The organism is Conchiformibius steedae, assembly GCF_014054725.1.
Lineage (GTDB): Bacteria > Pseudomonadota > Gammaproteobacteria > Burkholderiales > Neisseriaceae > Conchiformibius > Conchiformibius steedae.
This window is the reverse complement of record NZ_CP059563.1, coordinates 1,642,385-1,667,237: the sequence shown is the minus strand read 5'-3', so window position 1 is coordinate 1,667,237 and position 24,853 is coordinate 1,642,385. Positions and strand designations below refer to the sequence as shown.

The window sequence follows — 24,853 nt, the reverse complement described above, 5'->3', positions numbered from 1 at the left end:
TGCCGTTGTCCGTTAGGACTTATCCGGGCGCGTTTTGGTGCCAACTACTGTGCAATTGGATTTGGTGTGCCGCGCCCAACAGCTTGGCTTCACTAAAATAATTGCCGATTAATTGTGCGCCTACGGGCAAACCTGCCGCATCAAAGCCTGCGGGCAGCGACAGCGCGGGCAAACCTGCCAAGTTTACCGAAACGGTGAAAATATCCGACAGATAGGCTTTCACGGGGTCGCTTTGCACACTGCCCGACAGCGGCGCGGCGGTGGGGGCATTGGGGGCGAGTATCACATCGCAGCTTTGAAAAGCGGTTTGGAAGTCGTCTGCCACCAAACGGCGCAGTTTTTGTGCTTTTAAGTAATAAGCATCGTAATAGCCGTGGCTCAATACATAAGTGCCAATCATAATGCGGCGTTTGACTTCGCTGCCGAAACCTTCGGCGCGGCTGCGGCTGTACATGTCTTCCAAATCGGTAAATTCGGCGGCGCGGTGTCCGTAACGCACGCCGTCATAGCGCGACAGGTTGGTGCTGGCTTCGGCAGACGCCAATACATAATAAGCAGGAATGGACAACTCGGTTTGCGGCAGTGAAACTTCTACCGTTTCCGCGCCTTGTTCCTGCAGCAGTGTGATGATGTTTTGCAAGGCATTTGCCACGCCTGCATCCAAGCCGCTGCCGAAATATTCTTTGGGCAAACCCACTTTTAAGCCTTTAAGCGGCTGATTCAATTGGCGGGTGTAGTCTTCGGCTTCGCGTTCCAAGCTGGTGGAATCGCGCGGGTCGGAACTTGCCATGGCGTTGAGCAGCAGGGCGCAGTCTTCGGCGGTTTGCGCCATCGGACCGGCTTGGTCAAAGCTGGACGCATACGCCACCATACCGAAACGCGACACAATGCCGTAAGTGGGTTTTAAACCGGTGATGCCGCAGTGTGAAGCAGGCTGACGGATGGAGCCGCCCGTGTCCGAACCCAAAGCGGCAGGGGCAAGCCGTGCAGCCACTGCCGCTGCCGAGCCGCCCGAAGAACCGCCGGGGGTGTGTGCGGTGTGCCACGGGTTTTTACACGCGCCGTAAAACGACGTTTCGTTGGCAGAACCCATGGCAAATTCGTCCATATTGGTGCGCCCCAATGTAACCATGCCGCAATTGAGCAGGTTTTGCACCACTGTGGCAGTATAGGGCGAAATAAAGTTGTCCAGTATTTTGCTACAGCAAGAACTGTGCCATCCTTGTTGGCAAAAGATGTCTTTGTAGGCAATCGGCACGCCTGTGAGTGCGTGGGCGTTGCCTTGGGCGATGCGCTGGTCGGCGGCGCGGGCTTCGGCAAGGGTTTTTTCGGCATCCAAATGCACATAGGCATTGAGTGCGGGATTGTGTTCTTGAATGGCGTTCAGGTAGTCTTGCGCCAGCTCTACGGCGGAAACCTGCTTGCTGTGCAGCAGTTGTGCGGCTTGGGCGAGGGTGTGTCGGGGCATGGTATGGGTAGTCTTTTATAAAAGAATCAAATCGTTAAAAATAAAATCAGCCTTCAATAACCTGCGGGACGATATACAGGCGTTCGCGCACATCGGGGGCGCATGCCTGATAGTCGGCGGCGCGGTCGCTTTCGGTCACGACATCATCGCGCAGGCGTAAGGCGGTTTCGTGGGGGTGCGCCATCGGCTCTACGCCATCGGTATCTACTGCCTGCATTTTTTCAATTAAGGCAAAAATATCGTTTAATTCGCTTAACATGGCGGCTTTTTCGCTGTCGTTTAGGCGCAGGCGCGACAAACGGGCGATTTTTTCCACATCATTGGGGGTAAGTGCCATAAGGTATCCTTAAAAATCTGTTTTAGCATTTTGGCAAATTAGGGTATCATTGCGGGCTTGAATTTGCGCCGCAGATGGCGCGATTATAGCCAATGTGTTTGAAAATTTATACCGTGTTGCGATGTGTCGGCACGGTTTGCGCGGATGCCGCGCCCGCGCCGCCATATTTGGCGGCGTTTGAAACGCTTTTCCGATATTTTGCCGATGCCGTGCTTGATGCGCCGCTTTTAGTTAAAACCTCAGGAATTTTCTATGCTGTCTTTTTTTACCCGATTTTTTTCCAACGACCTTGCCATTGATTTGGGGACGGCCAACACCCTGATTTATGTAAACGGCAAGGGCATTGTGTTGGATGAGCCTTCGGTGGTGTCGATGCAGCGCGACCCGATGGGCAGCGGTAAAAACATTACCTTGGCTGTGGGTGCGGAAGCCAAAAAAATGCTGGGGCGCACCCCCGGCACGATTGAAGCGGTACGCCCGATGAAAGACGGCGTGATTGCCGATTTGAACGTAACCGAGCGGATGTTGAAAGAATTTATCCGCAAAGTCAACAACAACCGTTTTATTTCCACCCCGCGTGTGGTGATTTGTGTGCCTTGCGGTTCCACGCAGGTAGAACGCCGCGCCATTCGCGATTCGGCGTATTCGGCGGGTGCGTCAGATGTATTTTTGATTGAAGAACCGATGGCGGCGGCATTGGGCGCGGGTTTGCCCGTAGCCTCGCCCACGGGTTCTATGGTGGTGGATATTGGTGGTGGTACGACCGAAGTGGGGATTATTTCCCTGTCGGGCGTGGTGCATTCGCAATCGGTGCGCGTGGGTGGCGATGCTTTTGACGAAGCCATTGTGCATTATGTGCGCCGCAATTACGGCATGATGATTGGCGAATCCACTGCCGAAGAAATCAAAAAACAAATCGGCTCGGCTTTTCCCGGTATGGAAGTAACCGAAATGGAAGTCAAAGGGCGCAATTTGGCAGAAGGCGTGCCGCGTTCGTTTATTATTACGTCTAACGAAGTGTTGGAAGCCTTGGCAGACCCGATTTCGCAAATTGTGCAGGCAGTGCGCAGCACTTTGGAAAAAACCCCGCCCGAATTGGGCGCAGACATTGCCGAACGCGGTTTGGTGCTGACGGGCGGCGGCGCGTTGCTCAAAGGTTTTGACCGTTTGTTGGCAGAAGAAACGGGTTTGCCCGTTACCATTGCCGAAGACCCGCTGACCTGTGTGGCACGCGGCGCAGGCGTGGCATTAAACGAAATTGGCAAACTCAATTCCATTTTTATTATGAATCCTTAAACATACCGGCGGCGGGCGTTTCTTTCTTTTCGGTTGGAAACCCCGCTGTTTGCGGTGGTAATATAGGTTTTTGTTCGGGAAGGACATTATCCTGTCCGAATCAGGGCAACGTATCAAACTGTGCTTGATGTGCCGCCCTGTGGGTTGAAATTAAACAAACAAACAACAAACATGCCGAACGATATTTATTTTTCCCGAAGAAAAGGTATGCGCCCAGCGTTAAAGCTGGCGTTGCTGGCGGGCGTGTCGGTGCTGCTGATGGTGCTTGATAAGCGTTTTGCTGCGGTTGCCTCCGGCAAAAAATACCTTGCCGCCGCGCTGTATCCCATGCAGTGGGTGGCGAATAAACCTGTTGAACTATACGATTATTTCGACAATCTTTTTCATTCCCAAAACCATTTGTTAAACGAAAACCGCCGCTTGAGTGCCGACAACGCCCGTTTGCGCCTGCAAGTGAGCCAAAACCAAGTTCAACTGCACGAATTGGCAGAATTGAAAACCTTGGCGGATTTGCAGCGGCACGGCTTGTCGGTAACGGCAACTGCGCCCGTGGTGTCGGGCGGTAAAGAATCGCTGTCGGGACGTATGGTGATTGGCAAAGGCAGCCGTCACCGCGTGCAGACGGGCGATGCCGTTGCCGATGAAGGCGGATTGCTGGGACAGGTGGGTTTGGTGCATCCCTTGAGTGCCGAAGTCAATGTGCTGACCGAAAGCAGCTTGGTGGTGCCTGTGATGGTGGAACGCACGGGGGTGCGTACTTTGGTGTATGGCGGTGGCGGCGCCTTGTCTTTGCGTTACTTCCCCACTGATGCCGATTTGCGTAGCGGCGATTTATTGGTTACATCAGGATTGGACAGCGTTTATCCTGCGGGCATTCCCGTGGCGCGGGTGCTGCAAAGCGGGCGCAACGCGGGTACGCCGTATTATAAAGTGCGTTTGCAGCCCATGGCAGCCGCCGAGCGCAGCAAATATGTTTTGGTGTTGCCGCAACGCCCTGAAAGCCCTTGGCGCGAAGAAGCCGCCGAACAGCAGGAAACCCCGCCCGCATCCACACCCGCCGCATCAGATACGGAGAACGGATAATGGGACATTACGATGATTTTTCCATACCGTTCAAGCCCATATTTTGGAGCTTTGTGCTGTGCATGGTGTTGGACTTTATCCCTTTGGGCGAGCCATTTTTTTGGTTGCCCGAATTTACCGCGCTGCTGCTGGTGTATTGGTTGGTACACGCGCCGCAGCGGATTGGTTTGTTCAGTGCGTTTTTGGTGGGTTTGCTGATGGACATCGGCACGGTTGCGCCTTTGGGCAGTCATGCGCTGGCGTATTGCCTGTCGTCTTTTGTGATGATGCGCCACCGCCGTCAGTTCAGTATGCAAAATTATGGTTTTCAGGCACTCGCCGTGGTGTTGGTGCTGGCAGCCAATGAAGTGGTGCTGGCAGCGGTGCGTTGGGTGATGGAACAACGTTTTGCGGGCTGGCAGATTTTCGCCGCACCTTTAACCGCTGCGCTGATGTGGCCTTTGTTAAACAAAATCATGCTGTATTTCACCAATTACAAACGGCTGCACCGATGATGGAAACCAAAGATATTTGGCGGACACCCCGTCAGGTGGAAGGACAGCTTGCCGCAGACGATACGGAAGTGCGCGATTTTCGTGTGCGTCTGATTGTTGCCTTTTCGCTGGTGGTGCTGATGTTTACGCTGCTGCTGGCGCGGCTGGTGTATTTGCAGGTGGTGCAGTATGAAGAATACACGGTAAAAGCCACCACCAACCGCATTACCTTGATTCCCACCCCGCCCATACGCGGCGAAATTCTCGATGCCAACGGCGTGGTGTTGGCACACAATTACCCTGCTTATTCGCTGGAAGTGATTCCAGGGAAAATTGACGGCAAAATCAGCGATGTGATTGAGCAATTACAGAAATATGCTGATATTAGCCCTACCGACCTCAAACGTTTCAAAAAATTCCGCGCCGAATACCGTTCTTACGAAAAAATCCCGTTAAAATTGCGCCTTACCCCCGAAGAAGCCTCGCGCTTGGCGGCGCAGCTTTACCGCTTTCCGGGGGTGGAAATCAATGCCCGCACGTTCCGCGAATATCCTTATGGGGCATTAACCGCGCATTTTCTCGGTTATATCGGGCGCATCAGCGACCGCGACCAAAGCAAATTGGCAGAAAACAAACGCAGTGCGCTCTACCGTGGCACGACACACATCGGCAAAAGCGGTTTGGAAGCCTTTTATGAAGAGCAGCTGCACGGTTCACCGGGGTATCAGGAAGTGGAAAAAGATGCGGCAGGCAATATTATTCGTGTGATTAAATCCGAACCCGCGCAAACAGGACAGGCGTTGCGCTTATCAATGGATATTCGTTTGCAGCAGGAAGCCGACCGCCTGATGTCAGGCAAGCGCGGTGCTTTGGTGGCGATAGACCCGCAAACGGGCGGGATTTTGGCATTTGTTTCCAAACCCGATTTTGACCCCAATTTGTTTATTGACGGCATTGATACCGAAACATGGAACACGCTGAATACCGATTGGCAGCGTCCTTTGATTAACCGTGTCACACAAGGTTTGTATCCCCCAGGTTCAACGTTTAAGCCGTTTATGGGTATGGCATTATTGGAAAGCGGTAAAATCACCCCGCACAGCGTGGTGGCTGCGCCCGGTGCGTGGAGTATTCCGGGGAGTAAACACCTGTTCCGCGATTCGGTGCGGCGCGGACACGGCTCGGCGAATCTGATGAAGGCCATTCAAGTTTCATCCGATACCTTTTTTTACAAATTGGGCTACGAGCTGGGCATTGAAAAAACCCATCCTTATTTAAAACAATTTGGTTTGGGGCAAAAAACAGGCATTGATTTGCCCAACGAATATCGTGGTGTGTTGCCCAGCCCCGAATGGAAAGAAAAACGTTTTGCCAAATTGCCCGAAAACCGCCGCAAATGGAATCCTGCCGAAATGGTGCCTGTGGCTATCGGGCAGGGCTACAACACCTATACCCCGCTGCAACTGGCACACGCCACCGCTATGTTGGCAAACAACGGCACGGTTTACCGCCCGCATTTGGTAAAAGAGCTGTTAAACCATGAAAAACAAACCATTACCGTGATTGACCCCAAGCCCGAACGTCAATTGCCTTTTGCTGCCGACCATTTTGATTATTTGAAAGAAGCGATGGCGCGGGTAATACGCGGCGGTACGGCACGGCGCATCGGTGGCGGTTTGCGCTACAGCATGGCGGGCAAAACGGGAACGGCACAGGTGGTGCAAATTGCCCAAGGCAAAACCTATAACGCTGCTGCCCTGCGCGAACAACACCGCGACCACGCTTGGTTTATCGCCTTTGCGCCTGTAGAACGCCCGCAAATCGCCATTGCCGTGATTTTGGAAAACGCAGGCTGGGGCGTGAAAGCCGCGCCAATTGCCCGTCAGTTAAGCGATTTTTACCTGTTGAAAGTGAAAACAGGGCGTTTGGAAAAAGACGTAAAAGGCGCACAGCTTACCGCCAATCCTTTATTATTCAATGAAGAAAGCGCAGCTTCAGACGCTTCAGCAGCAGTGTCTGCGCCAGCCGAAGCACCGTATGCCGCGCTTGCCCGCCGCCGCCGCGAACAAAGCGCGTCCCAACCCCATGCCCCCGCAGCGGGCAGCGAACCGACACCATGAACCACAAACACAACGACAGCTTAATCAAACTGAAAAAACTGGTTTGGGAGCCGATGGACAAATGGCTGTTTTTCGCCATGCTTGCCATTTATGTGATGAGCCTGTTTCTGCTGTATTCGGCAGACGGCGGCGATTTTAGCCAGCTTCGCAACAAAACCCTGCACACCGTTGGCGGATTTATCCTGCTGTGGCTGATTGCCCGCGTGCGCCCGCAAACATGGAGTAATTTTGCCCCGCCTGCCTATGTATTGGGTGTGTTGTTGTTGTTGGGCGTACATTTTTTCGGCATCACGGTAAACGGCTCTACGCGCTGGCTCAATTTGGGCATTGTGCGCCTGCAACCGTCTGAAATCATGAAAATTGCCCTGCCGATGGTGGTGGCGTGGTATTTTCAGCGTTATGAAGGCAAATTGCGCTGGTTTCACTATTTGGGCGCATTGGCGATTATTTTTGTTCCCGGTGCGTTGATTTTAAAACAACCCGATTTAGGCACAGCCACGTTGATTATGGCATCGGGTTTGTTTGTGGTGTTTTTTGCGGGACTGCCGTGGAAAGCCTTATTTACATCGGTGGTGTTGTTTGCCGCTTCCCTGCCTTTGGCTTGGCTGTACGGTATGCACGACTACCAAAAAACCCGCGTGATGATGCTGCTTGACCCGACTAAAGACCCTTTGGGCGCGGGCTATCATATTATTCAATCCATGATTGCGGTGGGTTCGGGGGGCGTGTGGGGCAAAGGCTGGCTCAACGGCACACAAACCCATTTGGACTATATTCCTGAAGCGACCACGGATTTTATTTTTGCCGTGTATGGTGAAGAATTTGGTTTATTGGGGAATATTTTATTATTGCTGGTGTATTTGGTGATTTTGGGGCGCGGGCTGTATATTGCTTCGCTTGCACCCACCGTTTACAGCCGCACTTTGGCGGGGGCGCTGACAATGACGTTTTTCTGTTATGCCTTTGTAAACATGGGCATGGTAACGGGGATTTTGCCTGTGGTGGGTGTGCCTTTGCCTTTGGTAAGCTATGGCGGTACGGCAACGCTGTCGATTATGGTAATTTTGGCATTGCTGATGGGGATTTCTTATCAGAATCGGATGAAGTAGGAAAATCAATGGGCTGCCTGAAGCAGAATAACTGTTTCAGGCAGTTTGATTGTTGGCATACACCAGCACCACGCCGCGCACTTTCCAAAAATAATCTTGCGCCTGTTGCAGAGGCAGTTGCGGTGGCAGCGATACTGATAGCAGGTTGGGCGCAGCATGGCTGTGGTAGCGCAAACGTGCGCCGCAAGCGGTAATGGCATTGAGTAGGGTGGCGGCGTTGGTGTTGGGGTCGTGCCAAATCAGCAGTTCGTGGGTATTCATGGGCGGGCATCTCTTAAAATGGGTTGCGCCGCCCTGATTTATGGCGGCGTGGCGGGGTAAAACATGGTGTTGCTCTGTGGTTTGGTCAAAAGTAAGCAGGCAGCGTATGTGCTGCCTGAAAAATTAAGGCTTAACAGCTTTGCCGTCAATGGTAACGGATTTGAGGGTTAAATTGTATTTTTTGCCGTTGTCCTGATAGGTAATCACGGCAGGCACATTGTTTAATGCAGGGGCGAAGGCGTAATAAACGGTGTCGTCGCCACGTTTCACATGAAACTGATTCACTGTGGTGTTGCCACCACCCACATTCATTGGTTTGTTGCCTGCGGCGCGTAAACCGCCTAAAGGATAGAGTTTTTTACCATTGGTAATGGTCAGGTTGGCGGGGGCTTTGCCATCGTTAAACGCCAACTGCCACGACAGGGTAAACAAATCCATCACGCTGCCCGCTACATTGGCGGTTTGGGTTTCGCCCGCTTTGCCGTAAGTGGCGCGGTTGCCTGAAAACTGTGCCGAAGCATAGGTTTTGCCGTTGCGTACATCGCGGTAATAACTGGGTTTTAATTGTTTACCAACAATTTTGCCGCCGCTTTCAAAGCGGATTTTGTACATCGGCACATTGATTTGCGCTGCCACGGTGTAGTTGTCGCCGCTGCGTTTGAAGGTCATGGTGGCGGGAATGCCGTAGCTGCCGCTGTAATTTAAGGTGGCGTTTTGCGGGATTTCGGCGGCTTGTGCCGACAGCGCGGCAAACAGCGCGGCGCAAAAAATGGTGCGTGGGAACATGGGCTTCCTTGTGTTGGGAAAAAAACGCCAATGTAGCACGGGCAAATGTTAAGAAACGGGCAGATTGGGTAAGGTTTTGGCGGGATTGGGTAAGTCTGTTGGCTAGTATTTTGTTTTTAATGGATTTGATAGGCTGGGAACAACATTGTGTTGTGGTAAAAGGTGTGGAAATTTCCCGACAAAAAACTGCCTGCCGTTTATCGGGGCAGGCAGTCGGGTTGGAACAAGAGATGATTTACAGCACGTCAAAGCTCGGTACATCGTATTGCGGCGGCTGCAGGGCGGCATCGCTGCTGTAATGCGGGACATCGGCAAGCGGCACGGGCGTAAATTGTCCTTCAATCATGTGGTCGCCGTAAGTGTTGTCCAATACTTGGGAAAAACTCAAATGGAACGGGGGGTTGGCATGCTTGTCGTTAAAATCTGCCAGAGGGTCTTGTCCGTCTCCGCCTGTATCGCCATCGCGGGTAAACGAGGCGAAGGAAGGAGCGATATTGCGTTCACTCAATGTCTCTGACCAGATGGAAGAAGCGGCGGGGCTGTCGTCGCTGTCGTGTTCGGCGCTGCGGACAAAAACGGGTTGTTCGGTGTATGCGTCCGTCATGGCAGCAGGCACGGGGTGATTGACAGGTGCAACGTTAGACGGAGTGTTTAAATCGTGAATCGCGATTTTTGGGGGTTCGGCATTGGGGGGATACTGGTTGAAATTTTCAGCACCTTGGGTAACGGCGTTAATATCGGCGATAGAGCCATCGCTTAACAGTTCTTTGGTACTGCCTGTGGGTAAGTCAATATGAGGCGGTGGGCTGGCTTCCATTGGAACGGGTGGGGGATTTTCATTGTTATCTGAATTTTCGCTGGGGGTGGTGCTGTTGGAGTTTTCGCTGCCGATTTGTCCGTTATTATTATGATTGTTTTGATGATTCTGAATCAGATTGTCATCGTCTTTATGGCGTTTTACCAGCCATACTGCGCCCAAAATGCCTGCGGTGGCAGCCGCAGCCGACCAAGTCAGCGAGCCGAAACTTAAACCTGCTGCTTCTTTGATGGCGGCGGCAGGGGCTGCATCGGCGTTTTGCACGGCGGTCAGGTTGCCGAAATACGAACGGTGCTGGTTGGAAGGCGCAGGAAAATAATCCGCATATTGACTCAAAACAAAGTCGGGACGGGTGCTGCTGTCAGGTAGGTCAATCCACAAATCACCGTTGTCCTGCAAATGGGCGGCGTATTCGGTAATCGGCTTACCTTGCATATCTAAAAGCTGATAAAACGCATCGGGTTGGGCATTCAAACGAGTGGGGGAAGGTTGGGTGCTGACAAATTCGCTTTGTCCTTGGCGGGTCATTCGGATAACGGCAGGCATAATGAGGTTTCTGTTATGGTGTCAAGATTCTATGTAGGATAATGTTGCTGCAGGTTAAAGTCAATCCGTGTGCGGTGGAAAAGGCGCGTTTTATGCCAGTAGTGCTGCGGATTCGGCTGTTTGCCGTTGCCTGATAACGCGTTTGCCAACAATATGCAGTCTGCCTGCCACAAAATCCGCCACGGCTTGCGGAAAAATCCGATGTTCGGCAGCCAGCACCCGCGCAGCAAGCGTGTCGGCGGTGTCATTATCCAACACGGGAACAGCGGCTTGGGCGATAATGGGACCGTTGTCCAATTCGGCAGTGGCAAAATGCACGGTACAGCCTGCGATGCGGCAACCTTCGTCCAAAGCGCGTTGATGGGTGTGCAGTCCCGTAAATGCGGGCAACAGCGAAGGGTGGATATTGATGAGGCGGTTTTCGTAATGACGACAAAATTCGGGGGTTAAAATCCGCATAAATCCTGCCAATACCACCAAATCGGGCTGATGTGCGTCAATTTGCGCCATCATGGCGCGGTCAAACGCAGCGCGGTCGGGGTAATCGCGGTGGTTGAGTGCGGCGGTGGCAATCCCGCGCGATTGCGCCCATGCCAAACCCGCTGCATCGGGATTATTGGACAACACGGCGGCAATGTTCGCATTGGGAATGTCCGCTTCTACCAATGCCTGCATATTGCTGCCGCGCCCCGAAATTAAAATCACAATGTTTTTCATGTTTTTATCTCAAATATCATGTTGAACTGTTTAACGCAGGTTTTTCTGCAAAACGTTTACTGCTTTTATCATACTGCCGCTGCGGGTACGGAACACAACGGTTTTCCGCGCCACAGGCACAAAATTCTGCCGCAGCCAAAAACGACAGGCATCGGGATTGTCGTATAACACCGACAAACGCACGCGCCGAAAACCCGCACGGCGCATACGGCGGCAAAAATCCGCCACAATCCGCCCGCCTGTGCCTTGCCCGTGCAAACGCCCGTGTACCAGCAGCAAACCGATATAAGCGCAATCCGCATCAGGATAGCCGTATAAAGCATCTAATACGGCAACTGCCTGACCGTGTTCGCGAATCAGAAAAAAGGATTTTTCCGCGCCCGCAGGCGGTAACTGACGGCTGTCGCGGCGCACCGCATCGGCGGGATTGGCGGGCAGCGGGTCAATCCGCGACAGATAGGCACGGTTGCTGCGGTAAATATCAGCGGCATCATTCAAATGCGCTTCGGCAGACAAATAGGCAAACATCAGCCCAAACCCATCATTTCAATTTGTTCCAAACTGCGCCCCAAAAAGCGTTCGCCTATGGTTTGAAAACGCAGCGGAATATCGGAAACATAAAAACGGTAATCGGGCGCGGGATTGTTGGGATTCAATAAATCGGCAGCGGCAAGTGCCTGTGCGGTGGCTTCGGCAGTGGTAATGGCGGAATCCACCAGCGTGATATTGGGGGCTTCCTGTTTGAGCAGCGGCTTGAGCAACGGATAATGCGTACAACCCAACACCAGTGTATCCACCGAATCCGCCAATAAAGGTTTTAAATACTCGCGCACGGTTAGGCGGGTGACTTCGTGGTCGAGCCAGCCTTCTTCCACCAAAGGCACAAGCAGCGGACAGGCTTGCGACAAAATACGCGCAGCGGGATTTTGGGTGTGTATGGCGCGGGCGTATGCGTTGGCGTTTACCGTGGTGCTGGTGGCAATCACCCCGATATTGTGGTTGCGGCTGGTGGCGAGCGCGGCTTGTGCGCCTGCGGCGATTACGTCCAACACAGGCATATTGCCCGCGCTTTGACGCACTTTATGCCCTGCCACCGCAGCAATGGTATTGCAGGCAATCACCAAGGCTTTCACTTCGTTGCCCAATAAAAAATCCACAATTTGAGCGGTAAAGTGTTCAATGGTGGCGCGGGATTTGACACCGTAAGGCACACGGGCTGTGTCGCCGAAATACACAATGTTTTCCATCGGCAGGCGTTCCATCAGGGCGCGAACCACTGTTAATCCACCCACGCCCGAATCAAACACGCCGATAGGGCGCGAATGCGAAGCAGTCATAACAAAACCGTTTGGCTTGAAAAACGCTTATTGTAATCCAAATTGTCGCCTTTTTTACCTGCTATGGTGCGGCGGGAGGGGCTTTGGATTGTCTATGTTATTGATTGGTGTTATATTTGAAAAGTTTTGCTGTGGGTGTGGCGGGGTTTTTTACCTGTTTTGCCCATTATCAACAAAAATTGTCAGTTTGCTGAAATTGTCAGTTTTCCTGTCCGTACCGGCATAAAATTTTGAAATTTTAATCCGATTGATAAAATTTTTAATGGATAGGGGTTAAAATACTTCGGGTTTTCCCAATGGTTTTTAACTGCCCAAGTCATTCAAACATCAAGGAAAAATCATGAAAAACAAGGAAAAGCTCTTTTCTGCGCTGCTGGTGTCGGCGGCAGCGGCGGTGCAGGCGGCAGACATTCCGCATGTTCCCAATCCTGCTGCCGAAGATGCGCGTGATGCCTTGCGCGAAATCCGTAATATTGAAGACGGATTGCGTGAAGATGCCGCGCGTTCGCGCCAGCAAACCCACACCGATGTGGAAGAACACAAGGCGACAGAAACGGTCGCGCCCCCTGATAAATCCAGCAGTTGTTTGAATTATAAAAGTATTGCTGTTGAAGGCATTACTTTGATTGATGCTGCGCCGTTTCAGCCCAAAGCGGCAGAATGTGTCAGCGAAAACAGTTTGAACCAACTCAGCCGCGAAATTGTGGCTGCCTATATTAAAAAAGGCTATATCCACACGGCGATTGATTTTGTGGAAAATCAAGATAATACCTTAACTATTAAGGTAAAGGAAGGACGAATCCGCAAGATTACCGGTAAAAGCCGTACCGTGAATACAGCTATGCTGTTTCCTGATTATAAAGGCAAACCGCTGAATATCCATTATTTGGATCAGGGCGTGGAACAGGCGAATAAATTAAGCGGCAACGATGTCAGCATGGATATTTATCCGCACAGCGACGGCTCGGCTACGGTTGCCTTAAACAATAATAAAGGTAAAAGCTGGTTCGGCAGTGTGTCGGTGGATAATCGGGGCAGCAAACCCAATGTGGCGGTGGTGCGGGTGCAGGCTGGGATTGACAGTCCTTTGGGGCTTTCCGACAGTCTGTATTTGGGTGGGTATTCCAATTTGCGCCCCGACAGCGACCGTTATAACCGTGGTGCAAGTGCTTTTTATTCCGTGCCTTATGGAAATTGGACTTTTAGCGGTTATGGCAGTTTGTCGCGCAGCCAGAGCATCACGCAGTTTGGCAGTGGCATAAAATTTGCTTATCGTTCTAAGACGGTTGCAGCAGGTGTGAAAGGCGAGCGTGTGTTCTCACGCGGTCAAAAACACGTTGCTTCGGGCTATGCGGGTGTGGATTATTTAAATGTCGCCAGCAAATTCGGCGGCAGCCTGCTGAAGCTGCAAAGCCCGAAATTAGGCACGGTGCAGGCGGGTGTGTCGCATTCGCGGATGTTGGACAACGGCACTTGGCTGAATGATGTGGGTGTTGAAGTTGGCACAAAAGCATTTGGTGCTAAAGATTCGCCGCAGTCGCCGTTTACTTCGCGCTATGTGCGCCTGTCGCTGCAAAGCGATTTGTCGCAAATGCGCCGTGCGGGAAATTGGCTGGTGCGCAACAAGCACCGTTTGACGGCGCAGTATGCCAATAAAGACGTATATGCAGCCAAGCAGTTTGCGGTCAGCGACCGTTCGGCAGTGCGCGGGTTTAAACAGTTGTCGCTTAACGGCAATTCGGGGGTGGCGGTAAACAATACCCTCTATGCCCGCCGCCAGTCGGCTTCTGGTATGTATGTTGAGCCGTATGCTGGTGCCGATTGGGGCATTGCCAAAGACCGCGAAAGCCGCTATACGGGCTACGGTGTTGCCGCAGGGGTCAATATCGGTTATAAACACCGTTGGCAAATTTCGCTGGAAAGTGCGCGTGGGTTTTTGCGTGCCAAAGGCGGAATCAAAGCCCGTGAAGAGCAAATTACTGCCTCGGTAAGGGTGATTTTTTAAAAGTTGGCATGTGATTTGCTTGTAGCACAACAGTAGGATTTCAATTTAAACGAAACGCCGATGCAACAGTCGGGTCAGTTTCTCAACCATGTAAAGGAAATAATGATGCAAACACATAACTTGAAGTTGTCCTCCAGCGGCAAACTTTTGGTTTCCCTGAGTTTGGCGTATATGGGCGTGTCCGGCGCAATGGCCGCCAATATTGAAGCCGCCAACGGCAATACCGCCGTCAGCCAACAAAACGGCGTAGATATCGTTAATATCGCCAAGCCCAACGCACAGGGTCTGTCTCACAACGAATTTAACAAATTCAATGTGGGTAAAGCTGGTGCGGTATTGAACAACGCACAACGTGCCGGTCGTTCCGAACTGGCAGGTGAATTGGGCGCGAACGCCAATTTGCGCGACCAAGCTGCCAAAGTGATTTTGAACGAAGTAGTCAGCAAAAACCCCTCACTGATTTTGGGTAAACAAGAAGTATTCGGTATGGCTGCCGATTACGTTTTGGCAAACCCCAACGGCATTTCCGTTAAAGACGGCGGCTTTATCAATACCAACCGTGCTGCTTTGGTGGTAGGCAAGCCCGAAGTTAAAGGCGGTCGTTTGGAATCCTTGGGCGTGGGCGGTAACACTGCTGCCAAATTGGAAGTTCAAGGTCAGTTGAAAGGCGCGAACGTATTGGATTTGGTTGCCCCAAAAGTGGTGGTGGCTGCCAATGCCGATGTACAAGCTGCTGACGCCATCAACATGGTTTCAGGCAGCAGCAAAGTTGCCCTGAATCAAGATGGTACCGTATCTGCACAAGCCGTTAAAACCGAAGCGGCGGCAGAAGCTGCACCTGCGGCTGCCAAACCCGCTACCGTTACCCGCACCCGCACCGTTACCAAAATGGTAAAAGAAACCCACCGTGTGCGCGGTCGTAACGTAACCCGTTATGTTCCCAAAAAAGTGGTAGAAACCTACACCGTTCCTGCACCTGCTGCCGCGCCTGCGCCTAAAAAAGCTGCTGCGCCCGCACCGGTATTGGACGGTCAAGTATTCGGCTCTATGCGCGCCGGTTCTATCCGCATTCACGCCACCAATGAAAAAGGCACTCAAGAACTGCGCGGTACCATTGCTGCAGAAAAAGAGCTGAAAACCGATATCGCAGGCAAATTGGACGTGCGTGCTGCCAAATTGTCTGGCGAAAATGTGGTATTGAAAGCCAAAGACACCAATATTGACGGTGTGGTAAGCAGCAAAACTGACTACAACACCCAAGAAAGCGGTACCGGTCGTATGGTTGCGGCTTACCGTCATGCCGAAAACGGTGTGAAATACCAAAACAGCAAAAACAGCACTTCACAAAGCTTTGAAGGCAGCAGCATTTCTGCTAAAAACGGCTTGTCTTTGGAAAACAGCGGCAACATCAACATTAAAGGCGCAACCATCAATGCAGGTTCGCTGAATGTGGAAGCTGCCAGCCTGACTACCGGCGGCGAGCGTACTACCAACCGCAAAAACAGCACTTCCAACAAGAGCAAAGCCTTGTGGATGAACAACACGGTTACTTCTGATACCGAAGAAACCCTGCACGCCACCAAAATCAAAGTAAACGAAACTGCCGATGTAAAAGTTAAAGGCAAAGTGGACCTGAAAGCCACCAAGCTGAACGTAGGCAAAACCTTGAGCCTGAAAGGTGAGCAAGGCATCAAACTGCAAGGCGAAGTAACCCGCGATTTGCACAGCACTTCTGTGAACTTCAAAAACGAAACCAAAGTTGAAAACGTTAATAACCGCAAACTGAAAACCGGTCATTCGCGTAAAAACTTTGACCTGCAAACCCTGCATGCCACTGAAATTGAAGCTGGCGGCGATGTGATTTTCCAATCTCAACAAAACTTGGAAACTGCCGGTGCGAAAGTAAAAGCAACAGGTAACTTGCTGACTGATGTAAACAAAGTTCACTTGGACACCGTTTCTACTATTGAAAAATCAGTTGTGGATGACAAACTGCGCTTCTTTGGCGGTGCAGACGAAGGCTTGAACGACCTGACCGACCAAACCCTGCACGGTTCTTCCCTGATTGCCGGTAAACAGGTTTTGCTGAACAGCAAAAAAGGCGTAACCGTACGCGGCAGCGCGGTTAAAGGCGGCAGCGAAGGTGCAATTGTGAATGCAGGTGCGGGCAAAGCCAACATCACGCATGTAAACGCCACCGATTTGCTGGTAAACCGCAAACGCATCGGCACCATCTTCAACATCACCAAGAGCCTGAATGCCAGCAAAAACAGCGAACAAACCGCTGTGGGCGCAACTTTGAACTCTGATGCCAATTTGGTTGTGAAGAGCGAAAAAGAAATCAATGTGTTGGGTAGTAAAATCTTGGCTGCCCGCGACATTGAGCTGAAACCCGCTACCGGTAATGTGAACATTGCTGCAGCCAAAACCAACAGCCAGCGCGAAACCGAAACCTTTGGTATCAAACCCTTTGCCCGTGCCAACGGCGATAAAGGCAACCTGTTGAATGCCAGCGGCAAAGTAGGCGTGGGCTTGAGCTTTGAAAAAGGCAAAACCAACAGCCAGCTGACCCAACACGCAGGCAGCAACGTACAGGCAGGCGGCACTTTGAGTGTGGCTTCCGAAAAAGATGTTAATGTACACGGCAGCACCATCGGTGCCAAAGGTGGTGTGGATGTTAAAGCACAAAACATCAACATTACCGCTGCTAAAGATGTTAACACCACTGTTTCCAACCAACGTGTAACCGAAATTGGCATCGGCGCTTCCGTATCTGCCAACAACGGTACGCCCAAAGCAACCTTGAGCGCAGGCATCAACAGCGGCAAAACCGTTACCGATTCCAAAGCGACCACCGCTAAAGTTTCGGGTGTGAACAGCGACGGCAATGTGTACTTGGTGGCAAGCAACAACATCAAGCACGAAGGCACCAACGTTAAAGTGGGCGGCGACCTGAACCAAACTGCGAAAAACATCACCAACGCAGCAGCGGTGAACACCGTTGACACCACCACTGTAGAACACAAAGGCGGTATCAATGTGGAAGTGGGCGCGTCTGTAAACAAAGCCTTGAGCGCGAAAGCCACAGTAGGCGGCAGCGGCGGCAAAACCGTGAGCAACACCACAGTTGCCAACGGCGGTAATGTTCAGGCAGGCGGCAATGTAAACCTGATTGCTGAAAACAAAGTCAGCGATGTGGGCACCAAATACAATGCCAACGGCACTTTGAACATTGCAGCAAAAGACTATGTGAATGAAGCTGCTGTCAGCACTGCCAAACACGTCAGCAACAAAGGCGGAGCAGAATTGTCTGTGGGTGCATCTACCACCGATTTTGCCACCATCAATGTGAGCGTGGGCGGTAAAGTGAACTACAACCACGAAAAAGGCAATGCTACCCAAGCAACTAAAGGTACTTTGAATGCCAACAACGTGGTGGTGAATGCCGGCAACAAAGCGACCATCGCAGCGGATGTTACTGCTAAAAACGATGTGAACATCAACGCGGCAAACGGCGTAACCTTCACTGAAGCTAAAGACACCGTAAACAATGTAAGCGGCGGCTTTGAATTGGGCGGCAGCGTAGGCGTGAAAGTGGTTCCCGCAGCAGGCGTGGTTGTACCGAACTCTGTAGGCGTAAATGCCAACGTGAATTACGGTAAAAAAGACTACAGCAAAGCCACCGGTGCCAATGTTCAAGCCGGTAACGACATCACTGTGGACGGCGGCAAAAAAGTTGAGCTGCAAGGTACCAATGTTGCTGCCAAACACAATGTTTCCATCAAAGGCAACCAAGTTGTCAGCAACTCTGCCCTGACCACCAACAACGAAGTGGCTTTGGGTGTGGGTGCCAACGTAGCCTTGGGCTTGGGCGACAACGCCGACCCCATCAAATCCTTTGATGTGGGTGTGGATGTGGACGTGAAACGCGATAAAGAGCACACTCATGCCATCAACAACATTCAAGGTGGTAATGAAGTCAGCATCGCGGGCAACTTCCAAGGCGCAGGTGTAAGCCTGACCGGTACTGATGTTGCTGGTAACAAAGTGAAAATTACCAACGAAAACCCGAACGGCACAGTCAGCATGACCGGTGTGAACAGCTCGTTCAGCAGCCTGACCGTAGGCGCAGGTGTGAATGTTGGCGGTGAGCTGGAAATTGAAAAATGGACCGAACGCGAAATTCGTACTTGGTTGAACCGTTGTGGTTATCCACAAGTTTCGGTAACCGATAAAGAGATGATTCGCAAGATTTGGAATCTGCATGGCGGTGGCCGCTTCTACATTGACAACAAAGTAGGCGGCGGCGGCGGCGGCGGTAAGATTACCTACACTCCGCCCACTCCCGACCCCAAACCGATTCCCCCGTCAACACCTGAGGAGTCCAAACCCAACAAGCCGGTACCGCCCACTGTACCTGAAGAGCCTGTAGTTCCCTCTCTGCCTGAAGAGCCTGTGGTTCCGCCCCAGCCTGAAGAGCCCGTGGTTCCGCCCCAGCCTGAAGAGCCTGTAGTACCCGAGCAACCTCAGCCGCCTGTTGTAGAAGAGCCTCAACCTCAACCGGCACCCGCTGAAGAGGACGTGTTGGACCTGTAATTCGGTATCAGACTAACAGTCTAGTGTAACAAAGCAGCACACCGTGTAAAAAACGGTGTGCTTTTTTGTGCCTGCCAGTGTTTTGCCGCAGGCGAACAGGGTATAATTAAGGCAGTTTTGGCAAGTTTGATTCTTGTCATGCCATTGAAACAGCGTATTTGAGGAGTAAACAATGAGTGCCATTGTCGATATTGTCGCCCGTGAAATTTTGGATTCGCGCGGCAACCCCACCGTAGAATGTGATGTGCTGCTGGAAAGCGGCGCAATGGGGCGTGCCGCCGTACCCAGCGGTGCATCTACCGGTCGTAAAGAGGCTTTGGAGCTGCGCGACGGCGACAAGCTGCGCTATTTGGGCAAAGGTGTGCGTAAAGCGGTTGAAAATGTGAATAATGAAATCGCACAGGCATTGATTGGCATTGATGCGTCCGAGCAGGCTTATGTGGACCGCATTATGTTGGATTTGGACGGTACGGAAAACAAATCGCGTTTGGGTGCGAATGCGATTTTGGCGGTATCGCTGGCGGTGGCGCGTGCCGCTGCCGAAGATGCAGGTTTGCCCTTATACCGTTATTTGGGCGGTGCTGGACCGATGGCGTTGCCCGTGCCGATGATGAATGTGATTAACGGTGGTGAACATGCTAACAACAGCTTGGATATTCAAGAATTTATGATTATCCCCACCAGCGCGTCTTCCTTTGCCGAAGCCTTGCGCTGTGGGGCAGAAGTGTTCCATCAATTGAAAAAAATTTGCGATATTAAAGGTTTTTCTACCACAGTGGGCGATGAAGGCGGATTTGCGCCCAATTTATCCAGCCACGAAGAGGCTTTAAAGCTGATTATGGAAGCCATCAAAGCCGCAGGCTATGAAGCGGGTAAAGACGTGATGTTGGCATTGGATTGTGCGTCCAGCGAATTTTACCAAGACGGCAAATACCGCTTGAGCGCCGAAGGCTTGGAATTGAACAGCGAAGAATTTGCCGAATATTTGGAAAAACTGGTGGATAATTATCCGATTATCTCGATTGAAGACGGCATGGAAGAGGGTGACTGGCTGGGCTGGAAGCACCTGACTCGCAAATTGGGCGACCGTGTACAATTGGTGGGCGATGATTTGTTCGTCACCAATCCGACCGTGCTGGCAGACGGTATTAACAAAGGCATCGCCAATGCTTTGCTGGTAAAAGTCAATCAAATCGGTACTTTGAGTGAAACACTGAAAGCTGTGGATTTGGCAAAACGCAACCGCTATACCTGCGTGATGAGCCACCGTTCCGGCGAAACCGAGGACACCACCATTGCCGATTTGGCAGTGGCAACCAATTGTATGCAAATCAAAACGGGTTCTCTGTCGCGTTCTGACCGCATGGCAAAATACAACCAGCTGTTGCGTATTGAAGAAGAGTTGGGCGATACCGCCTATTATCCGGGCGTGGAAGCGTTTTACCAGCTGAAACGTTGATTTTAAAGGGAAGCTGCTGTTTGACAGCAGCTTCCAAACAGGTGTGTCATGAAATATATTAGTGCGATACTTGCATTCGTGTTTTTGGGTTTGCAATATCAGATTTGGTTTCATAACAAAGGATTGCGTTCACAATACAGCGAAATGCGCCAAAAAGCGCAGGCAGCGCAGGAACAAAACCGCCGTTTGGTGCAGCGCAATCAGGAATTGAAAGCGGAAGTGGATGATTTGAAAAACGGTTATGAAGCCGTAACCGAAATCGCCCGCAGCCAGCTGCATTATATTCAAGCAGGCGAGACGTTTTATAAAATCCAGTAATCTTCCTGAAAGAATCAGATGAAAATCAGTACGATGTTTGATGCGGGCGCGGTGGTGGTAAAAGATGCGTCCAATCCTGCCGATATCCGTTTGGATTTGCGTTGCGACAATGCTTCGGATTTTAAACAGTGGTTTTATTTCCGTTTGCAGGGCGCGGCGTACACGCCTTGCACCATGCATTTTGAAAACGCGGGCGAATCGGCTTACCCTTTGGGCTGGGCAGGTTATCAGGCGGTGGCATCTTACGACCGTCAAAACTGGTTTCGTGTGCCTTCGCGTTTTGACAACGGCGTGTTTACCATTGAACATACGCCTTTGGCAAACAGCATTTATTACGCTTATTTTGAACCGTATTCGCACGAACAGCATTTGAATTTGCTGGGGGAAGCGCAGGGCAGCGGTTTGTGTCAGATTGACGACTTGGGTAGCACGGTGGACGGGCGCGACATCAATTTGCTGACGGTGGGCAATCAGGCGGAAAGCGATTTGAAAATTTGGGTGATTGCCCGTCAGCACCCTGGGGAAACTATGGCGGAATGGTTTGTGGAAGGCATGCTGGCGCGTTTGCTGGACGCGCAAGACCCCACGGCGCGGGCTTTGTTGGACAAAGCCACATTTTACATTGTGCCGAATATGAATCCCGATGGTTCGGTGCGTGGCAATCTGCGTACCAATGCGGCGGGCGCGAATTTAAACCGCGAATGGCTGTCGCCCAGCGTGGAAACCAGCCCTGAAGTGTTTTATGTGCGTGAAAAAATGCATGAAATCGGTGTAGATGTGTTTTTAGATGTGCATGGCGATGAAAGCATTCCTTATGTGTTTGTGGCGGGAACGGAAGGCGTGCCGAATTACAATGAACGCATTGCCGCGCTGGAAAACCTTTTTAAACAGGCTTTTGCAGCAGCATCGCCTGATTTTCAGGATGTGCATGGCTATGAAAAAGATGCGGCGGGACAGGCGGATTTGAGCTTGGCAACGCATTATGTTGGCAATACATTTGGCTGTTTGGCTTATACTTTGGAAATGCCGTTTAAAGACAACGACAATCTGCCCGATGATGATTTTGGTTGGAACGGTCAGCGTTCGTTGCGTTTGGGGGAAAGTGTGTTGTCGGCGTTTTTGGCGGTGTGTCAAAATTTGACGGCGAATCAGGAAGAAACGGCAGAATAAATTGAATCCGTTTTATAGTTGATAAAAATAAAAACGAGACAAGGCGACAACGCCCGCCGTGTACGAACAGTACATCAGGGCGTTGGCAACGCGGTATCGTTGCGATTTTAATCAACTATAGTAATAAGCAAACAGGCTGTTATATTCACAGCCTGTTGTTTTTTTATTTATTTTTTACGCCGTTTGCTGCGGGTTTTGGCGGTGGTGGGACGGTCGTCGCATACCCGCGTGATTTTGCCGTTTACCATTTTCAGCGATTTGCTGGTGCAAGATTGGATATCGGTTTTATTCGCAGCTTTGACTTTTTTGCTGCGCGGTGCAGTGGCAACGGGCGCAGTTTCGGTTGGTTTGGCGGATTTTTTACCGCGTTTGGGGCGGGTTTCGTGGTGCAACACCAGTTCAATGCGCGAACTTTCCAAATCGGCGCGCGCCACTTGCACGGTCACACGGTCGCCCATGCCGAAACGCACACCGCTGCGCTCACCCACCATCGCCATGATTTCAGGGCGGAAATGGAAATAATCTTCGCCCAAATCGCTCACATGCACCGAACCTTCCACATGCACGTCGTCCAGCGTCACAAAAATGCCGAAACTGGCGACACCCGACACTTTTCCGCCAAACACTTCGCCGATTTTATCCAACATATAATAGGTTTTCAGCCAGCTTTCCACATCGCGTGAGGCATCGTCGGCGCGGCGTTCGCACATGGACGTATGCGTACCCAGTTCCGCCCAAGTATGGGGCGCAACGTGGTGTTGTTTGCCTGCCAATACCGCTTTGATGGCGCGGTGTACCAGCAGGTCGGGATAGCGGCGGATGGGCGAGGTAAAATGGGCGTAGTGTTCGTATGCTAAACCGAAATGCCCTTCGTTTTCAGGGGCGTACACAGCTTGCTGCATGGAACGCAGCAGCATGATTTCAATCATTTCACGGTCGGGACGGCTACTGATTTGAGCAGACAGTTCGGCATAATGCTTGGGCTGTGGGTCGTCGCCACCACCCAAACTCAAACCCAGCAAACCGAGTTGTTCGCGCAAAGTGGCGAGTTTTTCGGGTGTGGGTCCCGCGTGATTGCGGAACAGGGCAGGATGTTTGTTTTTTAACAGAAAATCTGCTGCGCACACATTGGCTGCCAACATACATTCTTCAATCAGCTTGTGGGCATCGTTGCGTGTAACGGCTTGAATGCGCTCAATTTTACCTTGTTGATTAAACAGCATTTCGGTTTCGGCGCGTTCAAATTCCATTGCACCGCGTGTGCGCCGTTTTTTCTGCAAAATTTGGAATAATTTATATAAAGTATTCAGGCTGTTGCTGAATTCAGGTTTGATGATGTCGCCGTCGCCTGCTTTTTCGGATAACCAGTTCCACACTTGGGTATAGGTCAAACGGGCGTGTGAGCGCATCACAGCGGGATAAAAACGGTATTCTTTGACGTTGCCTGCGTAGGTTAAAACCATGTCGCACACCATGCACAGCCGTTCCACATCGGGGTTGAGCGAGCAGATGCCGTTGGACAGGTTTTCGGGCAGCATGGGAATCACGCGGCGCGGAAAATACACGCTGGTGGCGCGTTCCAAGGCATCGCGGTCAATGGCATCGCCCGTGCGGACGTAGTGGCTGACATCAGCAATTGCCACCACCAAACGGTAGTTACGCCCGATTTTTTCCGCAAAAACAGCATCGTCAAAATCACGTGAGCTTTCGCCGTCTATGGTTACCAAGGGCAAATCGTGCAGGTCTTCACGCCCTTTGCGGTCAGAGGGGCGCACTTTAGCGGGGATTTTGGCGGCAGCTTGTTCGCAATCGGCACTGAAGCGGTGCGGTAAACGGTGTTTGCGTAGGGCGATTTCAATTTCCATGCCGCTGTCGGCGTAATCGCCTAAAACTTCAATAATTTGTGCCACCGCAGGACGATGCCCTTCGGGGTAGCTGTCAATTTGTGCCACCACCACTTGACCTTTTTGCGGACGGTAGGCAGCAACAGAATCGGGCGTTAAAATAATGCTTTGCTGCAAACGCTGGTCTTCAGGCTCTAATACCGCTACACCGCGTTCCACAAGGAAGCGTCCCACCACTTCTTTTTGGGCGCGTTCCACCACGTCTAAAACCTGACCTTCGCGCCGTCCGCGACGGTCGCGCCCCGCAGGACGCACGGTAACGATGTCGCCGTGCATCAGCCCGCGCATCTGCCGTTCATACAGCACAAAATCGCCTTCGCCTGTGGGCGTAAGCGGCACGGCAAAGCCAAAACCGTCTTTGTGGGCTTCCACGCGGCATTTGACCAATTCAATTTTGTCTGCCACGCACACCAGCCCGCGCCGGTTAATCAGCACTTGCCCGTCCCGCGCCATGGCTTTTAAACGCCGTTCAAAAAACGGCAATTCTTCTGCTGTAATGGACAGCTTATCCGCCAAGGCAGTGGTTTTTTGCGGTACGCCGGCTTCTTCCAACAGCTGCAAAATCCATTCGCGGCTGGGCAGGGGGGCATCGTATTTTTGCTGCTCGCGCGTTAAATAAGGGTCTTTTTCCCGTAGATTCAGTGTGTTTGTTTTTTTCTTACTTTTCATGATTGACAATCTTTCCTATGCGTTTATATAATGCGTTCTTTCGTGGCGTTAATACTAACGCAAACGAAGCAGAAAAGCAAAGCCCAGGTGGCGGAATTGGTAGACGCGCCAGCTTCAGGTGCTGGTATCCGCAAGGGTGTGGAAGTTCGAGTCTTCTCCTGGGCACCAAATGCTTTTCTGAATATTTAAATTGCCCAGATGGCGGAATTGGTAGACGCGCCAGCTTCAGGTGCTGGTGTCCGCAAGGGCGTGGAAGTTCGAGTCTTCTTCTGGGCACCAATTCCCAAAAAATCCCATTGATTTTTCAATGGGATTTTTTTCGTTTGGCAATTGGCAAAAATTGTTTTAATCCGTCTGCCGATGGCGGTAGAATGCTTGACAT

General features: G+C 51.6%; 19 protein-coding genes and 2 tRNA genes. 12 read left to right on the top strand and 9 right to left on the bottom strand.

The features are described 5' to 3' along the window. Positions 1 to 19: 19 nt before the first annotated feature. A complete protein-coding gene (gatA, locus tag H3L98_RS08655; protein WP_027021664.1) occupies positions 20 to 1,468 on the bottom strand; it encodes an Asp-tRNA(Asn)/Glu-tRNA(Gln) amidotransferase subunit GatA in 1,449 nt (482 codons plus the stop codon). Between the two features lie 46 nt (positions 1,469 to 1,514). Beyond that, positions 1,515 to 1,805, bottom strand: a complete 291-nt coding sequence (gene gatC, locus H3L98_RS08650; RefSeq protein WP_027021663.1) for an Asp-tRNA(Asn)/Glu-tRNA(Gln) amidotransferase subunit GatC — start codon at positions 1,803 to 1,805, stop codon at positions 1,515 to 1,517. A gap of 252 nt (positions 1,806 to 2,057) precedes the next feature. Between gatC and H3L98_RS08645 the strand changes: the two genes are divergently transcribed. The 5 genes from H3L98_RS08645 (at position 2,058) to rodA (ending at position 7,886) form a co-directional block, all read left to right on the top strand. Further along, positions 2,058 to 3,101 (top strand): rod shape-determining protein, encoded by a 1,044-nt coding sequence (locus H3L98_RS08645; protein WP_027021662.1) that lies wholly within the window; start codon positions 2,058 to 2,060, stop codon positions 3,099 to 3,101. Positions 3,102 to 3,308: 207 nt separating this feature from the next. Next, entirely contained in the window at positions 3,309 to 4,184 is an 876-nt protein-coding gene (gene mreC, locus H3L98_RS08640; RefSeq protein WP_246327808.1) for a rod shape-determining protein MreC, read from the top strand. Beyond that, the gene (gene mreD, locus H3L98_RS08635) at positions 4,184 to 4,678 is read left to right on the top strand and encodes a rod shape-determining protein MreD (protein ID WP_027021660.1); all 495 of its coding nucleotides are present in this window, start codon (positions 4,184 to 4,186) and stop codon (positions 4,676 to 4,678) included. Before mreC ends, mreD begins: the two co-directional genes overlap by 1 nt. Beyond that, positions 4,675 to 6,777: a penicillin-binding protein 2 gene (mrdA, locus tag H3L98_RS08630; RefSeq protein ID WP_246327807.1), complete on the top strand. Its 2,103-nt coding sequence runs from the start codon at positions 4,675 to 4,677 to the stop codon at positions 6,775 to 6,777. Before mreD ends, mrdA begins: the two co-directional genes overlap by 4 nt. Beyond that, positions 6,774 to 7,886, top strand: a complete 1,113-nt coding sequence (gene rodA, locus H3L98_RS08625) for a rod shape-determining protein RodA (protein WP_027021659.1) — start codon at positions 6,774 to 6,776, stop codon at positions 7,884 to 7,886. Before mrdA ends, rodA begins: the two co-directional genes overlap by 4 nt. 36 nt (positions 7,887 to 7,922) lie before the next feature. On the opposite strand, the gene H3L98_RS08620 is transcribed toward rodA, so the two are convergent. From H3L98_RS08620 to murI, 6 genes are all read right to left on the bottom strand, one after another. After that, positions 7,923 to 8,147 carry a hypothetical protein gene (locus H3L98_RS08620; RefSeq protein WP_027021658.1) on the bottom strand — a complete coding sequence of 75 codons (225 nt, stop codon included), beginning with the start codon at positions 8,145 to 8,147 and terminating at the stop codon, positions 7,923 to 7,925. A gap of 123 nt (positions 8,148 to 8,270) precedes the next feature. Then, positions 8,271 to 8,933, bottom strand: a complete 663-nt coding sequence (locus H3L98_RS08615) for a DUF3108 domain-containing protein (RefSeq protein ID WP_027021657.1) — start codon at positions 8,931 to 8,933, stop codon at positions 8,271 to 8,273. Between the two features lie 235 nt (positions 8,934 to 9,168). Further along, positions 9,169 to 10,296, bottom strand: coding sequence for a hypothetical protein (locus tag H3L98_RS08610; RefSeq protein WP_156932228.1), 1,128 nt, complete (start codon positions 10,294 to 10,296; stop codon positions 9,169 to 9,171). A 90-nt stretch (positions 10,297 to 10,386) separates the two neighbouring features. Further along, the gene (purN, locus tag H3L98_RS08605) at positions 10,387 to 11,013 is read right to left on the bottom strand and encodes a phosphoribosylglycinamide formyltransferase (protein ID WP_027021655.1); all 627 of its coding nucleotides are present in this window, start codon (positions 11,011 to 11,013) and stop codon (positions 10,387 to 10,389) included. A 30-nt stretch (positions 11,014 to 11,043) separates the two neighbouring features. Continuing rightward, positions 11,044 to 11,541 carry a GNAT family N-acetyltransferase gene (locus tag H3L98_RS08600; RefSeq protein WP_051532008.1) on the bottom strand — a complete coding sequence of 166 codons (498 nt, stop codon included), beginning with the start codon at positions 11,539 to 11,541 and terminating at the stop codon, positions 11,044 to 11,046. After that, positions 11,541 to 12,350: a glutamate racemase gene (gene murI / locus H3L98_RS08595; protein ID WP_027021654.1), complete on the bottom strand. Its 810-nt coding sequence runs from the start codon at positions 12,348 to 12,350 to the stop codon at positions 11,541 to 11,543. The genes H3L98_RS08600 and murI overlap by 1 nt, the downstream gene beginning before the upstream one ends. A gap of 340 nt (positions 12,351 to 12,690) precedes the next feature. Between murI and H3L98_RS08590 the strand changes: the two genes are divergently transcribed. The 5 genes from H3L98_RS08590 to H3L98_RS08570 all read left to right on the top strand — a co-directional run bounded on the left by H3L98_RS08590 (position 12,691) and on the right by H3L98_RS08570 (position 21,898). Next, positions 12,691 to 14,355 carry a ShlB/FhaC/HecB family hemolysin secretion/activation protein gene (locus tag H3L98_RS08590; RefSeq protein WP_051532007.1) on the top strand — a complete coding sequence of 555 codons (1,665 nt, stop codon included), beginning with the start codon at positions 12,691 to 12,693 and terminating at the stop codon, positions 14,353 to 14,355. 102 nt (positions 14,356 to 14,457) lie between these two features. Then, a complete protein-coding gene (locus tag H3L98_RS08585) occupies positions 14,458 to 18,951 on the top strand; it encodes a hemagglutinin repeat-containing protein (protein ID WP_034333103.1) in 4,494 nt (1,497 codons plus the stop codon). 172 nt (positions 18,952 to 19,123) lie between these two features. Beyond that, complete coding sequence (gene eno, locus H3L98_RS08580) at positions 19,124 to 20,410, top strand: phosphopyruvate hydratase (protein ID WP_027021652.1); 1,287 nt, start codon at positions 19,124 to 19,126, stop codon at positions 20,408 to 20,410. A gap of 48 nt (positions 20,411 to 20,458) precedes the next feature. Then, a complete protein-coding gene (locus H3L98_RS08575) occupies positions 20,459 to 20,728 on the top strand; it encodes an FtsB family cell division protein (RefSeq protein WP_027021651.1) in 270 nt (89 codons plus the stop codon). Positions 20,729 to 20,746: 18 nt separating this feature from the next. Continuing rightward, positions 20,747 to 21,898: a M14 family metallopeptidase gene (locus H3L98_RS08570; protein ID WP_027021650.1), complete on the top strand. Its 1,152-nt coding sequence runs from the start codon at positions 20,747 to 20,749 to the stop codon at positions 21,896 to 21,898. 167 nt (positions 21,899 to 22,065) lie between these two features. Here the strand turns inward: H3L98_RS08570 and rnr are convergent, their stop codons facing one another. After that, positions 22,066 to 24,471 (bottom strand): ribonuclease R, encoded by a 2,406-nt coding sequence (rnr, locus tag H3L98_RS08565; RefSeq protein WP_084481844.1) that lies wholly within the window; start codon positions 24,469 to 24,471, stop codon positions 22,066 to 22,068. Between the two features lie 81 nt (positions 24,472 to 24,552). On the opposite strand from rnr, the gene H3L98_RS08560 reads away from it, so the two are divergent. After that, positions 24,553 to 24,639 (top strand) — tRNA-Leu (locus H3L98_RS08560). 24 nt (positions 24,640 to 24,663) lie between these two features. Further along, positions 24,664 to 24,750, top strand: a tRNA-Leu gene (locus H3L98_RS08555). Positions 24,751 to 24,853: the final 103 nt, after the last annotated feature.

Coding starts and splice junctions, on each gene's coding strand:
- mrdA (WP_246327807.1), top strand. CDS start 4,675: ATGATGGAAACCAAAGATATTTGGCGGACACCCCGTCAGGTGGAAGGA.
- H3L98_RS08620 (WP_027021658.1), bottom strand. CDS start 8,147: ATGAATACCCACGAACTGCTGATTTGGCACGACCCCAACACCAACGCC.
- H3L98_RS08645 (WP_027021662.1), top strand. CDS start 2,058: ATGCTGTCTTTTTTTACCCGATTTTTTTCCAACGACCTTGCCATTGAT.
- mreD (WP_027021660.1), top strand. CDS start 4,184: ATGGGACATTACGATGATTTTTCCATACCGTTCAAGCCCATATTTTGG.
- H3L98_RS08570 (WP_027021650.1), top strand. CDS start 20,747: ATGAAAATCAGTACGATGTTTGATGCGGGCGCGGTGGTGGTAAAAGAT.
- gatA (WP_027021664.1), bottom strand. CDS start 1,468: ATGCCCCGACACACCCTCGCCCAAGCCGCACAACTGCTGCACAGCAAG.
- mreC (WP_246327808.1), top strand. CDS start 3,309: ATGCGCCCAGCGTTAAAGCTGGCGTTGCTGGCGGGCGTGTCGGTGCTG.
- eno (WP_027021652.1), top strand. CDS start 19,124: ATGAGTGCCATTGTCGATATTGTCGCCCGTGAAATTTTGGATTCGCGC.
- purN (WP_027021655.1), bottom strand. CDS start 11,013: ATGAAAAACATTGTGATTTTAATTTCGGGGCGCGGCAGCAATATGCAG.
- H3L98_RS08575 (WP_027021651.1), top strand. CDS start 20,459: ATGAAATATATTAGTGCGATACTTGCATTCGTGTTTTTGGGTTTGCAA.
- H3L98_RS08585 (WP_034333103.1), top strand. CDS start 14,458: ATGATGCAAACACATAACTTGAAGTTGTCCTCCAGCGGCAAACTTTTG.
- gatC (WP_027021663.1), bottom strand. CDS start 1,805: ATGGCACTTACCCCCAATGATGTGGAAAAAATCGCCCGTTTGTCGCGC.
- rnr (WP_084481844.1), bottom strand. CDS start 24,471: ATGAAAAGTAAGAAAAAAACAAACACACTGAATCTACGGGAAAAAGAC.
- H3L98_RS08615 (WP_027021657.1), bottom strand. CDS start 8,933: ATGTTCCCACGCACCATTTTTTGCGCCGCGCTGTTTGCCGCGCTGTCG.
- H3L98_RS08600 (WP_051532008.1), bottom strand. CDS start 11,541: ATGTTTGCCTATTTGTCTGCCGAAGCGCATTTGAATGATGCCGCTGAT.
- rodA (WP_027021659.1), top strand. CDS start 6,774: ATGAACCACAAACACAACGACAGCTTAATCAAACTGAAAAAACTGGTT.
- H3L98_RS08610 (WP_156932228.1), bottom strand. CDS start 10,296: ATGCCTGCCGTTATCCGAATGACCCGCCAAGGACAAAGCGAATTTGTC.
- H3L98_RS08590 (WP_051532007.1), top strand. CDS start 12,691: ATGAAAAACAAGGAAAAGCTCTTTTCTGCGCTGCTGGTGTCGGCGGCA.
- murI (WP_027021654.1), bottom strand. CDS start 12,350: ATGACTGCTTCGCATTCGCGCCCTATCGGCGTGTTTGATTCGGGCGTG.